The organism is Bacillus sp. AFS098217 (genome assembly GCF_002551815.1).
Taxonomy (GTDB): Bacteria; Bacillota; Bacilli; order Bacillales; family Bacillaceae_G; genus Bacillus_A.
On the sequence record NZ_NVPR01000004.1, the window covers coordinates 19980 to 31899 of the forward strand.

Annotated in this window: 19 protein-coding genes; 17 read left to right on the plus strand and 2 right to left on the minus strand. The window is 34.4% G+C overall.

Annotation, left to right across the window (positions count from 1 at the left end):
- Positions 1 to 9 precede the first annotated feature (9 nt).
- Positions 10 to 510 (plus strand): sigma-70 family RNA polymerase sigma factor, encoded by a 501-nt coding sequence (locus COO03_RS01270; protein ID WP_097894670.1) that lies wholly within the window; start codon positions 10 to 12, stop codon positions 508 to 510.
- A 422-nt stretch (positions 511 to 932) separates the two neighbouring features.
- On the plus strand, positions 933 to 1406 hold the full coding sequence (locus COO03_RS01275) for a hypothetical protein (protein WP_097894671.1): 474 nt from the start codon (positions 933 to 935) through the stop codon (positions 1404 to 1406).
- A 29-nt stretch (positions 1407 to 1435) separates the two neighbouring features.
- On the opposite strand, the gene COO03_RS01280 is transcribed toward COO03_RS01275, so the two are convergent.
- Positions 1436 to 1966 carry a type II toxin-antitoxin system HicB family antitoxin gene (locus tag COO03_RS01280; RefSeq protein WP_097894672.1) on the minus strand — a complete coding sequence of 177 codons (531 nt, stop codon included), beginning with the start codon at positions 1964 to 1966 and terminating at the stop codon, positions 1436 to 1438.
- Positions 1967 to 2050: 84 nt separating this feature from the next.
- A complete protein-coding gene (locus COO03_RS01285; protein ID WP_142316225.1) occupies positions 2051 to 2254 on the minus strand; it encodes a type II toxin-antitoxin system HicA family toxin in 204 nt (67 codons plus the stop codon).
- A 204-nt stretch (positions 2255 to 2458) separates the two neighbouring features.
- On the opposite strand from COO03_RS01285, the gene COO03_RS26780 reads away from it, so the two are divergent.
- The 15 genes from COO03_RS26780 (at position 2459) to COO03_RS01355 (ending at position 11861) form a co-directional block, all read left to right on the plus strand.
- Positions 2459 to 2605, plus strand: coding sequence for a hypothetical protein (locus COO03_RS26780; protein ID WP_179862999.1), 147 nt, complete (start codon positions 2459 to 2461; stop codon positions 2603 to 2605).
- A gap of 81 nt (positions 2606 to 2686) precedes the next feature.
- Positions 2687 to 3019 carry an HNH endonuclease gene (locus COO03_RS01290; RefSeq protein ID WP_097894673.1) on the plus strand — a complete coding sequence of 111 codons (333 nt, stop codon included), beginning with the start codon at positions 2687 to 2689 and terminating at the stop codon, positions 3017 to 3019.
- A gap of 120 nt (positions 3020 to 3139) precedes the next feature.
- Positions 3140 to 3502 (plus strand): hypothetical protein, encoded by a 363-nt coding sequence (locus tag COO03_RS01295; protein WP_097894674.1) that lies wholly within the window; start codon positions 3140 to 3142, stop codon positions 3500 to 3502.
- On the plus strand, positions 3499 to 5199 hold the full coding sequence (locus COO03_RS01300) for a terminase large subunit (protein ID WP_097894675.1): 1701 nt from the start codon (positions 3499 to 3501) through the stop codon (positions 5197 to 5199). Before COO03_RS01295 ends, COO03_RS01300 begins: the two co-directional genes overlap by 4 nt.
- Before the next feature lie 13 nt (positions 5200 to 5212).
- Positions 5213 to 6436: a phage portal protein gene (locus COO03_RS01305; protein ID WP_097894676.1), complete on the plus strand. Its 1224-nt coding sequence runs from the start codon at positions 5213 to 5215 to the stop codon at positions 6434 to 6436.
- Positions 6393 to 6977, plus strand: a complete 585-nt coding sequence (locus COO03_RS01310; protein WP_142316227.1) for an HK97 family phage prohead protease — start codon at positions 6393 to 6395, stop codon at positions 6975 to 6977. The genes COO03_RS01305 and COO03_RS01310 overlap by 44 nt, the downstream gene beginning before the upstream one ends.
- A 15-nt stretch (positions 6978 to 6992) precedes the next feature.
- Positions 6993 to 8177, plus strand: a complete 1185-nt coding sequence (locus COO03_RS01315) for a phage major capsid protein (RefSeq protein ID WP_097894678.1) — start codon at positions 6993 to 6995, stop codon at positions 8175 to 8177.
- A 15-nt stretch (positions 8178 to 8192) separates the two neighbouring features.
- Entirely contained in the window at positions 8193 to 8456 is a 264-nt protein-coding gene (locus COO03_RS26260) for a hypothetical protein (protein WP_142316229.1), read from the plus strand.
- Between the two features lies 1 nt (position 8457).
- Positions 8458 to 8757 carry a head-tail connector protein gene (locus tag COO03_RS01325; protein WP_218923010.1) on the plus strand — a complete coding sequence of 100 codons (300 nt, stop codon included), beginning with the start codon at positions 8458 to 8460 and terminating at the stop codon, positions 8755 to 8757.
- The gene (locus COO03_RS01330) at positions 8754 to 9080 is read left to right on the plus strand and encodes a phage head closure protein (RefSeq protein WP_097894679.1); all 327 of its coding nucleotides are present in this window, start codon (positions 8754 to 8756) and stop codon (positions 9078 to 9080) included. The genes COO03_RS01325 and COO03_RS01330 overlap by 4 nt, the downstream gene beginning before the upstream one ends.
- Positions 9080 to 9499 (plus strand): HK97 gp10 family phage protein, encoded by a 420-nt coding sequence (locus COO03_RS01335; protein WP_097894680.1) that lies wholly within the window; start codon positions 9080 to 9082, stop codon positions 9497 to 9499. Before COO03_RS01330 ends, COO03_RS01335 begins: the two co-directional genes overlap by 1 nt.
- Positions 9496 to 9945, plus strand: coding sequence for a phage tail terminator family protein (locus COO03_RS01340; protein ID WP_097894681.1), 450 nt, complete (start codon positions 9496 to 9498; stop codon positions 9943 to 9945). Before COO03_RS01335 ends, COO03_RS01340 begins: the two co-directional genes overlap by 4 nt.
- Before the next feature lie 4 nt (positions 9946 to 9949).
- Entirely contained in the window at positions 9950 to 11008 is a 1059-nt protein-coding gene (locus COO03_RS01345) for a phage tail sheath C-terminal domain-containing protein (protein ID WP_097894682.1), read from the plus strand.
- A gap of 13 nt (positions 11009 to 11021) precedes the next feature.
- Positions 11022 to 11456 carry a phage tail tube protein gene (locus COO03_RS01350; RefSeq protein ID WP_097894683.1) on the plus strand — a complete coding sequence of 145 codons (435 nt, stop codon included), beginning with the start codon at positions 11022 to 11024 and terminating at the stop codon, positions 11454 to 11456.
- A gap of 12 nt (positions 11457 to 11468) precedes the next feature.
- Entirely contained in the window at positions 11469 to 11861 is a 393-nt protein-coding gene (locus COO03_RS01355; RefSeq protein WP_097894684.1) for a phage tail assembly chaperone, read from the plus strand.
- Positions 11862 to 11920 lie beyond the last annotated feature (59 nt).

Here is an 11920-nt window from a genome sequence, read left to right on the forward strand (position 1 = left end):
AAATAGACCATGAAAGAATTAATGAAGCAATATAGAAAGACATTAAAGCAATTAGAGAAGGCGAAGAAGAATGCTATAGAAGCAGATGAAAAAGTAATTAAAAGAATGATTAGTGATATAAAATATGCGCTTGAATGGATGCGTACAGCGAAACAACCAGAGTTACGTAGGCCCATTGAACGTAGAGCAGCATACCAAAATGAGAAACCTGTAGATCCACTTTTAATGCAAAAATATTTTCGAAGTACAGAAACTTTGTATGAATGGGATGATAAACCAAAAGAAAGTGTTATATCTCATTGGGATCGTATTAAATTAGAAGACGCTTTATCGACTTTAACAGAGCGAGAAAAAGAAATATATATGATGTCAAAGGGAAACTGTTATTCTATGGAGGAAATTGCTAAAAGGTTAAAAGTCACTAAAAGTACTGTTCAAACTACTATAGAAAGAGCGGATGAAAAAATCAAAATACAAATCAATGAAAGTCTCTTCTGCATGGTCGGATGAGACTTTTATTTTAAAGACACTATTTTTGTCGTACGATTGCCACCTATATATGAAAGGTTACCGAAACTTTTTATTTCCTGTTGGTTTATGATGAGCGAACTTCGTTGTTCATTACTCGACAGTCGTTTTTTAATACTAGTAAGGTGATAAGATGTTGCGAACCTTGTTGCCTTTCATGTCTAGTACATTTTAAATTCTCATTAATTCAAACGGTCTAAACGGAAGGGCTTTCTGCTCTTCTTTGAACTGATACATGCCTACCTATATTAAGTGTCGGTTCAAAGAAGTGTAGGAAAATATTCTTTTGACGAAAGGGCAACTGATGCATGGTTGCTCTTTTATTATGTCGATATATGACGAACGATTGATAAGGTATTCGCGCTCTTTTTGTCGGATAATGGAGATAGAAGGAGATGATAATTTTGGACAAATTAAATACTGTGGTTGAAGATTTATTAAAAGAAATTGATACAGATTTTCGAGTTATAAAAACGTATATTAAAACGGTAGAAGGACTTTTAGAACAACAAGAAAATAAAGTCAGAGAAACTGCAACAACACTTTTACCTGTAATGCGTAAGATACAATCTAATATGTTTAATTTTATATCACAAGATGAGCGTTGGGTAACAAGAAAAGGTCCGATTTTGAAGTATAATGATAGTAAAAATTCGCTATATATATTTTCAATAGAGAATGAGGGACCAATTATTTTGAATCTGGATACAGAACGAGAAACAATAATTAGTTATGATAAATTACTTAAGGAAGTTGAATTTAATACAGTTATGGAAAGTCTTCTTTCAGTAGTTTCATATACTGGAGCATTGCATAAAAAATATCAAGGTATAATCGATAAGCGTGAAACAGAGTTGGTTAAATATCGAAATTTATAATCAATAAAAAGAGGACGCTCATGGCGTCCTTAATCATTATCCTTAAGATATCTATAGTATTCAGCATATTCACCTTTATGGTCATTATTATTTGCTTTTGTTTCATAGTCTTTATCATAAGGTAATTTTATATTTAACTGTTCTCTTAATGCATCTTGCAAGACTTGTGAAAAGTTTATATTTTTTTGTACAGCTGCTTCATTTAACCATTGAGGTATAGTTAATGTTTTCTTTATAGCTTTATTATTTATAGCTTTTCTATATAAAGGCATATGGACTTCAATTTGTACCATTACTTTTTTAGAGATATCTTCATATAATTCTTTATCTAAAACAATTTGTTCTGGTGAAGTGGCTTCTGGTATTTCCATATTGTCCAACTCTTTAAAATGTAGAATCGTTCCTAAAATCTCTTTTGCATTTTTTAAAGCTTCTTGGAAAGTATCTCCTTGTGTATGGCAACCTAGTATATCGGGAAATGAAACGCTCCATGAAGTTTCATCTGGATATTGCTCTAAGATCGCCGTGAAACTGTAAAAGTCTTTGTAATTGTTTTTCATAATGTAACCACCTTTTTAATTTGTTTATTTTTAATTGATTTTTGGTTATATTAGTATCATACAGTTTTTAGAAAAGCAGAGGGGTTAAAACCCCTTTATCTGCTTTACAATTTTATGAGCGGTTCCAGTTGCAACATCTTTGACGGGATGAGGTATCGAAATGTGATACGGTGCTTCTGGTTTGGTGAAGATTACATGGTCACCTTTACCGCGCTTTTTACTTGGCTGACGTTCCCAATGGTGTTCTTCAGCCATTTTTATTAATTGTTTAGAACTGTATGACGGCAATTTCTTTTCTCCTTTCTTATGTATTCCGTTTCGTGTTCACCTCCTTAACGGTATATCTTATTATAACACGTATTTTTTATACGTGCAATATAACATGTGTAATTCATACGTATTTTTTTGTACGTTTTTTTAATTTAATAAGGATATTATCAAGCATCCATTTGGGTGCTTTTTATTATGTAAAAATTATATAGGTGGTGTAAGATGACTAAATTGAATTTTAACAAAGCGATACTATTATTCAATAAGTCGTACAACGGATTTCAATTTAAAGAATCAGAGTTAAAAGATGGGGAATTAAAAGAATGGGCAAAGGAAAATAGTTTGTTAAAGGAGAGTGACCAGAAATGATTACTGAAATTCGAAAGACTGTATCGGGTATTGAGTATTAGACTTGTTTAGAAGATATCTCGTTGGATTAGTGGTGAAATAATGGCAAAGGAATATGCAAAGAAGTTTTATAGGTCTAAGGTATGGCAGAAGTGTAGAGCGGCATACGTGCAGTCTGTCTTTGGTTTGTGTGAACGTTGTGAGAGTCCGGGGAAAATAGTACATCATAAGGAATACATCACGCCATCTAACATTAATAATCCAGACATCACACTGAATCATGATAACCTCGAACTACTATGTCAAGACTGTCATAACAAGGAACACTTCGAGAAGTATTCACCGCTTCGTGAGGGATTAAGGTTTGATGATGATGGGAATTTGATTCAAATAAATATTAGAGAAAATAAAAAATGTTTTTTAAATATTTTTTAAAAAATCCAATCCCCCCCTGAAAAAAATTAAAAATAAAATTTCGGTAGACCGTATGCCCCCATTCAAAAAACACATGGGTCGCACGCGTGGGGGGTGTGGTCATGAAAGGAGTGATTATTTATGAGCGATAGTCAAGATATAGAAAAAGAAAAAAGAATAAAGCGCGAAATGACAAGATTAAATAGCCTATTGAGGAATTTAGAACCTAAGAAAAAAAGAGCGGTATCTTCCCTCATAAAGAACGCTGCTTTTATGGCCATCACTTTAGAAGATTTACAAGAGGAAATTAATGAGAAAGGTGTTACGGAACAATATCAAAATGGAGCAAATCAGTTTGGGATTAAGAAATCATCGGCAGTAGAAGTATATAACACCATGATTAAAAATCATGTTCAAGTTATGAAACAACTAACAGATTTATTACCAAAAGAACCGCCTAATTCGGAAAGTGATGGGTTCGAAGAATTTGTGAATAGCAAATGAGTAAAAGGGAAAGAAAACAATATCCTTTAACTTATAATCCCATCATTGAATATTACAATAAGATTGAATCTGGCGAGGAAATTGTATCTAATAAGGTTAGGCGGATTTATAAGAAACTTGTTGAGGATATTCATGATACGTCTTCAGAGTATGAATATGATGCTAAAAAGGCCAATCATATTATTGAATTTATTGAGAACTTTTGCAAACATTCAAAAGGTAAATGGGGCGGTAAACCTATTGAATTGGAAATTTGGCAAAAGGCTTTTTTAGCGGCAGCGTTCGGTTTTGTGCACAAAATTGATGGGACAAGAAAACATAGGGAAATCCTTTTAATTGTTGCACGTAAAAACGGGAAATCTACCATAGCATCGGGTATTGGTTTGTACTTACAAGTTGCTGATGGAGAACCAGGTGCGGAAGTATATGCTGTAGCAACAAAGTTAGATCAAGCTAAGTTGGTTTGGCTTGATGCTAAAAGAATGGTGAAGAAATCACCAGTATTATTAAAACGGATTAAGCCACTTGTCCGTGAATTGAATGCAGATTTTAATGACAGTACATTCAAACCATTGGGAAGCGATTCTGAAACATTGGATGGTCTAAACGTACACGGTGCAATGATGGATGAAATTCACGCTTGGAAAGATAAAAATTTGTACGATGTTATTGTGGACGGTACATCATCACGCGAACAGCCAATGATTTTCATGATTACTACAGCTGGAACAATTCGTGAATCTGTATATGACATGAAATATGAAGAAGCAGAGATGATACTTAACGGTATTGATGATCCGGAAGGTTATAAAGATGACCGCTTTTTACCAATTATCTATGAATTAGATAAACGAGAAGAGTGGATTGACCCATCAAAGTGGAAAAAAGCAAACCCTGGGCTGGGAACTATAAAAAAGACAGATCAATTAGAGACAAAAGTTAATAAGGCAAAAGCAAATCCATTATTAGTGAAAAACTTGTTAACGAAAGATTTTAATATTCGGGAAACATCAACGGAAGCATGGTTGACTTTTGAACAATTAAATAATCCAGAGAAATTTAATATTGAAGAATTAAAGCCTTCATACGGTATTGGTGGTTGTGATTTATCAGCAACAACTGATTTAACCGCAGCGAAGGTTATTTTTATGGTTCCAGATGACCCGCATATATACGTTAAACAAATGTATTGGCTTCCTGAAGATTTACTTGAGCAGAGAAGTAAAGAAGATAAAATCCCTTATGACTTATGGTATCAACAAGAATTACTGAGAACTACACCTGGTAATTCTGTTCACTACAAATTTGTTACTGAATGGTTCTTAGAGATAAGAGATAAATATGGTATCTATCTTCCATGGATTGGATATGATAGGTGGTCGGCAAAATATTGGGTCGAAGAAATGGAAGGATACTTTGGTAAAGAAGCAATGATTCCAATTGCACAAGGTAAACAAACGCTTTCTAGTCCTATGAAGTTATTAGGAGCAGACTTAGAGTCGAAATTAGTGAATTACAATAATAATAGTATTGATAAGTGGTGTCTTTCTAATACAGCCATTGATATTGATAAAAACCTTAATATACAGCCTAACAAAACGAATAATCAACGTAGAAGGATTGACGGAACCGCAGCTCTTTTAAATGCATATGTGGTACTTCAAGAGAAACGTAATGATTACTTAAATATGATTTGAGGGAGGTGAGAAATTGGGGTTATTTAACAAGATATTCGGTAAGAAACAACCACCTACTACAACTCGTTTTGAAATGATAAACGATAATGGAGGGGGCTTTTTTTCGTGGAATGGAGATATCTATCAGAGTGATATTATCAGAGCTTGTATACGTCCGAAAGCAAAGGCTGTTGGAAAATTAGTCGCTAAACATATAAGGGATAATGCAAATGAATTTAAAGTGAATCCTGAGCCATATATCAGATTTATTTTAGAAGAGCCGAACCCATTAATGACAGGTCAAATATTTCAAGAAAAAATGACCGTGCAATTAGAGTTGAATCATAACGCATTCGCTTATATTAAGCGTGATGAACTCGGTTTTCCAACTGAAATTTATCCTATACCATGTGTAACTGTAGAAGTTGTAGAAGGAATACAAGGCGATATTTTTCTAACTTTTTATTTTAAAAATGGTAAGAGAATGACTGTTCCATATGTCGATATTATCCATCTTAGAAAAGATTTCAATGAAGACGATTTTTTTGGTGAACATCCAGGCAAAGCATTATCTTCATTAATGGACATTGTTACAACTACTGATCAAGGAATTGTAAAAGCAATTAAAAATAGTGCAGTGGTGAAATGGATATTAAAATTTAAATCTGTTTTAAAGCAAGAGGACATTGATACACAGGTTCAAAATTTTATTAAAAATTACTTGAGTATTGATAATGTTAACGGTGGCGCAGCTTCATCTGATCCGCGTTATGATTTAGAACAGGTTAAACCAGAAGCGTTTGTTCCAGATTCCAAACAAATGCAAGAAACAACACAAAGGATTTATAACTTCTTTAATATAAACGAAAAAATTATACAAAGTAAGTATACAGAGGATGAATGGAATGCTTACTATGAATCTGAAATCGAGCCATTAGCAATGCAGCTTGCTGGAGAATTTACCAGGAAGCTTTTTTCACGTCGCGAACGTGGTTTTGGTAACAAAATTATTTTTGAAGCGGCAAGCCTTCAATACGCTTCTATGTCAACAAAAATGAATTTAGTTCAAATGGTTGATAGAGGAGCAATGACACCAAATGAATGGCGTTCCATTCTTTCATTGGGCCCGATTGAAGGCGGAGATAAACCAATTCGAAGACTAGATACAGCGTTAGTTAAAGATGGAAAGGTAACTGATAAAGGAGGTGGGGACAATGGACAAGACGGAAACAAGGGAAATAGTGTCGCAGAAGATTGAAATTAGAGAAGATGACAACGGAAATCGGACACTTATAGGATATGCAGTAAAGTGGGAAAAGAAATCTGTAGTCATGGGATATTACCGTAAATTTCGTGAGCAATTCAAAAATGGAGCGTTTACAGAAACGTTGCAAAACGATGACCAACGTTTCTTATGGTCTCACGATACCTCTAAAGTGTTAGGAAGAACAAAGAATAATACTTTACGTTTAAGTGAGGATGCTGTAGGTTTACGCTTTGAATTAGATTTACCGAATACAACTTTAGGGAATGACACTTACGAATCTATCAAACGTGGTGATGTAGATGGTGTTTCATTTGGATTTAGCATGATAAGTGAAGAAATCCAAGAGCCAGATGATGATCTTATGCTACGAACTGTTACAAAAGCGAAATTATTAGAAGTTAGTGCAGTAGCTTTTCCAGCATACCCAGATTCAGAAGTAAGTGCTAGGGGATATGATCCTTATAAACATTTTGCAGAAGAAAAGAAGCGCTCGGAAAAACGTAAAAGACTATATTTACAAACATTATTATAAAAGGTGGTCATTAACATGAATAAAGAACAATTATTAAAACGTAAATCTGAAATTGGTGAATTATTAAGTGATGAAACTCGTTCTATTGATAACCTTGATGCGATTGAAAAAGAGTTACGAGACATTAATGAGCAGTTGGCTGCAATTGAAAAACGTGAACAGCTTTTAAATGAAGCACGCTCTATTAATGAAGGAAATGCAGCTGGCACTAATAAAATTGAAACATTTAATACTGATCCATCAAATGAGCAACGTGAACTTGGTACGAATTCAGTTGAATATCGTAATGCTTTTATGAATTACGTATTACGTGGTGAAACAATTCCAGCTGAACTACGTGCAAATGCTGTCACGAAAACAAGTGATATTGGTTCTGTTATCCCACAAACGGTATTAGATAAAATTATTGAAAAGATTGAAGCTGTAGGAATGATTCTACCTTTAATTACTCGTACAGCTATTAAAGGTGGCGTGACAGTACCAACTTCAGCAGTTAAACCAATTGCAACATGGGTCGCTGAAGGTTCTGGAAGTGATAAACAAAAGAAAACTACAGGAAGTATTACTTTTAACTATCATAAATTACGTTGTGCTGTAGCAGTTTCTCTTGAAGTAGATACAATGTCTCTAGCAGTGTTTGAAACAACATTAATTAATAACATTGTGGAAGCTATGACAAAAGCTATTGAACAGGCCATTGTTAGCGGTGATGGATCTGGAAAACCAAAAGGAATTCTAGCAGAAACATCTATTGAGGGACAAGCGTTAGATGTTGCGAAAATCAATTACAAAACTTTAACAGATGCAGAAGCAGCTTTACCACTTGAATATGAAGCAAGCGCTGTTTGGACAATGACTAAAAAGACATTTATGCAATTTGCAGCAATGACGGATGATAATGGTCAACCAATTGCACGAGTAAACTACGGTATTTCTGGAAAGCCTGAACGTATTTTACTAGGACGTCCAGTTGTTGTATGCAATTACGTTGAAAGTTTTGCAACAGCTACTGAAGGAACTCCATTTGCTTTCTTATTTAATTACAAAGATTATGTTCTTAATACGAACTATCAGATGGGTGTTAAGAAATATGAAGATAACGAGACTGATGATCTTGTTACAAAAGGAATTATGATTGTGGATGGTAAAGTTGTAGATAAAAACTCTTTAGTTGTTTTAAAAAAAGCTCCAGCAGCTTGATAAAGGAGTGATACAATGAATCATTTAGTCTTGAATGCTTTCATTGATAAAGAAACAAAAGTTGGATATTCACAGGGCGATATGTACGAGTCAACTGATTCAGAGCGTATTGCCTTTTTAAATAAAGAAGGATATATTTCTGAATCTACACCATCAGATGAAGTTAGCTTAACCAATCTTAAAATAAAAGCAAAGACCCTTAAGGTTAAAGGTTACACGAAAATGGAAAAAGATGAATTAATACAAGCGATAGAAGCAATTGAAAAAGCAGGTGATTAAAATGGTGGTTGAAATGACTTTACTCGAACGAGTCAAAAATGCGATGCGGGTTGATGGTACGGACCATGATGATGAGCTACAAGGGTTAATCGATACAGCAAAAGCCCTATTGAAAGAAGTAGGTGTTTTGGAAAAAAAAATCACCGATACTGATCCACTTATACGAAAAGCAGTTATCACTTACTGTAAGGCGGAGTTTGGTACAGATGCAAAAGATGGTGAACGGTTCGCTTGGTCATTTGAAGAAATGAAGAAATTGTTATCATTGTTGCAGTCTTATACGGCGGAGGACACAGTATGAGTTTGGATATGCGTCATCGTATTGACATTTACTCCAATATAAAGGTAACCAATGAGCTAAATGAAAAAGATTGTGAATGGATCAAGATTAAATCAGTTTGGGCAGCTATTATTCCACAAACTGGACATCTTCAAAAACAAGTAGCTGAGACGATTTTGACACATGTTACTCATAAAATTATAGTTCGTTATGAATCTGGTAAAGATATTACCAAAGATATGAAGATTAAATTTAATGGTAACCAGTTTGAAATTAAATATATTCTCAACCCTTATTTTAAAAATGAAACGCTAGAAATTTTCTGTCAGGAGTTGATGGAATAATGGAGATTCATGGGCTAACAGAATTCCAGAGAGATTTACTAGCGGTTGCTGAAGTTAAGTTTCCAAAAGAAAGTAAAAAAATCATGCGTAAAATTGGTAGTAAAGCAAGAACTCAAGTTGCAAGAAAAGCAAGAATGGATATAAAAAAAATCACTGGTAATTACCATAAAAAATGGAAACGTGGCAAGGTTTTTAAAGGTCGTGGCGGTGGTTTAGTTGTTCGAGTTATTAATTCCAGTCCGCATGCCCACTTAATTGAAAATGGCCACCGTCAAGTTACAAAAAGCGGTCAAGAAGCTGGATTTGTCCCAGGGAAAAAGGTTCTTGATAGAGGGATGTTAGAATTTGAAGCAAGTGGAAAAATGGATGCGATGCTTTCAGTATGGTTGGATGATTTATTGGATAGTGGTCGATTATGATTACTTACAAGGATATTAAAAAGGCAATTAATAGCTTATTAACAAAAGAGTTTGCTATCGATATAAACAGTAATGATGTCAAAGAAGGCTTTGCTAGGCCTTCTTTTTTCGTGCAATTTGAGAACAGTAATCGTTCGGGTAATGAAAGCCAGGTGTACAAATCATTAACTGTTCAAATTTATTACTTCCCTTCTGATCGTCATAATTACTCAATCGAAGTAATGGAAGTACAAGAACAATTAGAGAATCTATTTGATTTGAAATTAAAAGTTCTTGATCGATTTTTTAACATCGATAACACAAGTGCAACAACAACTGACGGTGTTTTAAGCTTCTCATTCGATATCGCATTTTACGAAGGTCGAGAATTTGAATACAACACCACTGGTGTGGATTACCCAGTGGAACCAATGGAAGAATTAGATTTTGAAAAAGCGAAGGAGTGATTTTATGGGTTTACCACAGATAAATATTACTTTTGCTGGTAAGGCAAAAACAGCATTGGATCGAAGTAAATTAGGGATTGTTTTATTAATTTTGAAAGATGATACAAACGATGCTATTTCCACTGTATATAAAAATACTGATGAAGTGAAAACAGCGGATTGGAGTGCTGATAATTTTGATTATATTCAGCAAGCATTTGAAGGTAATCCTAGCAAAGTGATTTGTGAGCGTGTTGCTACATCAGTAACCACTTATGATGAAGTATTATTGCGCTTGAAGAATAAAAAATTTAATTACCTGGCTATTCCACAGATTAAGGATACAGAAACGGCATCGATTGTAACATGGATAAAAACAAAACGTGAAAAAGAAAAGAAAACCTTCAAAGCTGTATTGCCAAATAGTGCAGCCGATCATGAAGGGATTATTAATTTCACAACTAGCGGAATTAAAGTTGGTGAAAAAGATTACACAACAGCAGAATATACAGCACGTGTTGCTGGTATTTTAGCCGGCTTACCGTTTACTCGTTCAGCTACTTATTATGTGTTGCCTGAAGTTAGTTCTATTACTGAAATTGAAGACCCAGATGAAGCGGTAGACAATGGGGAATTGATTTTAATTAATGATGGTGAGCACATTAAAATTGGTCGTGGTGTGAACAGCCTAAAGACTACTACTGATACGAAAAATGACGACTTCAAGAGTATTCGAGTTATGGAAACTATGGACATGGTCCGTGACGATATTTACAACACTTTCAATGAGCAATATGTAGGGAAAGTAAACAATGTGTACGATAACCAGGTATTATTTATCACAGCTCTTAATGCATATTTTACTGGATTAAGTAATGAATCCATTTTGGATGATAAATCGGATAATAAATCCTGGATTAACGTAACTCTTCAGCGGAAAGCTTGGGAAGGTGCTGGAGTAGATACGTCGGATTGGGATGACCAAAAGGTTAAGGAAATGGTATTTAAACGCAATGTTTTCCTAGCTGGAACTATTAAAATAGTCGATACAATGGAAGATTTAGATTTCCAGATTGCTATGTAGGGAGGTTCAATAGATGGGTAAATTAAAAGGAAATAAGCAAATAAATGGTACCTTCGGTTCGGTTTGGGTAAATGGTGAAAAGTGGTTAGATGTTGAAAGTTTTGAAGCAAAAGTAACGATTGATTATGAAGATGTAAATATGGCGGAAGACTTAGCTACCCACAAGAAAATGATTGGATGGACGGGTGAAGGTTCCATGACTGTGAAAAAAGTGTATTCCCGTGGAGCTAATCTATTAGCAAAGTCTGTGAAAGAAGGAATAGTACCAGAGGTTGGGATTGTTGGGAAACTGGCGGATCCAGACGCATTTGGCGCTGAACGTGTGGCCATCAATGATGTTACCTTCAATGAGTTTATGTTGCTTCAATTTGAGCAAAAAACACTTGGTACAGAAGAATTATCGTTTAACTTTGCGGACTATGATCCAATCGATTTAATTTCAGCATAAGGAGAGATAAAAATGAAAGAGATTAAGAAATTAACAGTAACGGATTTAATGAAGAATAAAGAGCAATATCAAGTAAAAGAGAATGTAACTGAAGAAGTATATATTGATCGTTTAGGTGCAAGTGTAACGATTAGAAAACCTGAGAAGTCTTTATGTATTGAAGGTATGCAAATGGCACAGGATCCCAACCTGGTTGGTAAATCAGATGCATTTATTGTTTACAATGTTCTTGTAGAACCGAATTTAAAAGATAAACAATTACAAAAAGAATTTGGGTGTGTAGAGCCAACTGATATTGTTGATAAAATCTTTGAGCCTGGGGAAATCGGAAATATCGCTAAACTTGCATTAGAGTTAGTGGGATACACTAAGGCGTTAAAGAAGGTTAAGGACTTAAAAAACTAATTAAAAGTGATGAAGACTTTTATTTTCTTCATCACTATTTGCAAAAAGGATTCAAGCTA

Bases quoted from the DNA above. Each gene is read 5' to 3' on its own strand.
- COO03_RS01325 (WP_218923010.1), top strand. From the start codon at position 8,458: ATGGTGGTTGAAATGACTTTACTCGAACGAGTCAAAAATGCGATGCGG.
- COO03_RS01350 (WP_097894683.1), top strand. From the start codon at position 11,022: ATGGGTAAATTAAAAGGAAATAAGCAAATAAATGGTACCTTCGGTTCG.
- COO03_RS01310 (WP_142316227.1), top strand. From the start codon at position 6,393: ATGGACAAGACGGAAACAAGGGAAATAGTGTCGCAGAAGATTGAAATT.
- COO03_RS01340 (WP_097894681.1), top strand. From the start codon at position 9,496: ATGATTACTTACAAGGATATTAAAAAGGCAATTAATAGCTTATTAACA.
- COO03_RS01345 (WP_097894682.1), top strand. From the start codon at position 9,950: ATGGGTTTACCACAGATAAATATTACTTTTGCTGGTAAGGCAAAAACA.
- COO03_RS01280 (WP_097894672.1), bottom strand. From the start codon at position 1,966: ATGAAAAACAATTACAAAGACTTTTACAGTTTCACGGCGATCTTAGAG.
- COO03_RS01290 (WP_097894673.1), top strand. From the start codon at position 2,687: ATGGCAAAGGAATATGCAAAGAAGTTTTATAGGTCTAAGGTATGGCAG.
- COO03_RS01330 (WP_097894679.1), top strand. From the start codon at position 8,754: ATGAGTTTGGATATGCGTCATCGTATTGACATTTACTCCAATATAAAG.
- COO03_RS26780 (WP_179862999.1), top strand. From the start codon at position 2,459: ATGACTAAATTGAATTTTAACAAAGCGATACTATTATTCAATAAGTCG.
- COO03_RS01335 (WP_097894680.1), top strand. From the start codon at position 9,080: ATGGAGATTCATGGGCTAACAGAATTCCAGAGAGATTTACTAGCGGTT.
- COO03_RS01295 (WP_097894674.1), top strand. From the start codon at position 3,140: ATGAGCGATAGTCAAGATATAGAAAAAGAAAAAAGAATAAAGCGCGAA.
- COO03_RS01270 (WP_097894670.1), top strand. From the start codon at position 10: ATGAAAGAATTAATGAAGCAATATAGAAAGACATTAAAGCAATTAGAG.
- COO03_RS01300 (WP_097894675.1), top strand. From the start codon at position 3,499: ATGAGTAAAAGGGAAAGAAAACAATATCCTTTAACTTATAATCCCATC.
- COO03_RS01315 (WP_097894678.1), top strand. From the start codon at position 6,993: ATGAATAAAGAACAATTATTAAAACGTAAATCTGAAATTGGTGAATTA.
- COO03_RS01355 (WP_097894684.1), top strand. From the start codon at position 11,469: ATGAAAGAGATTAAGAAATTAACAGTAACGGATTTAATGAAGAATAAA.
- COO03_RS26260 (WP_142316229.1), top strand. From the start codon at position 8,193: ATGAATCATTTAGTCTTGAATGCTTTCATTGATAAAGAAACAAAAGTT.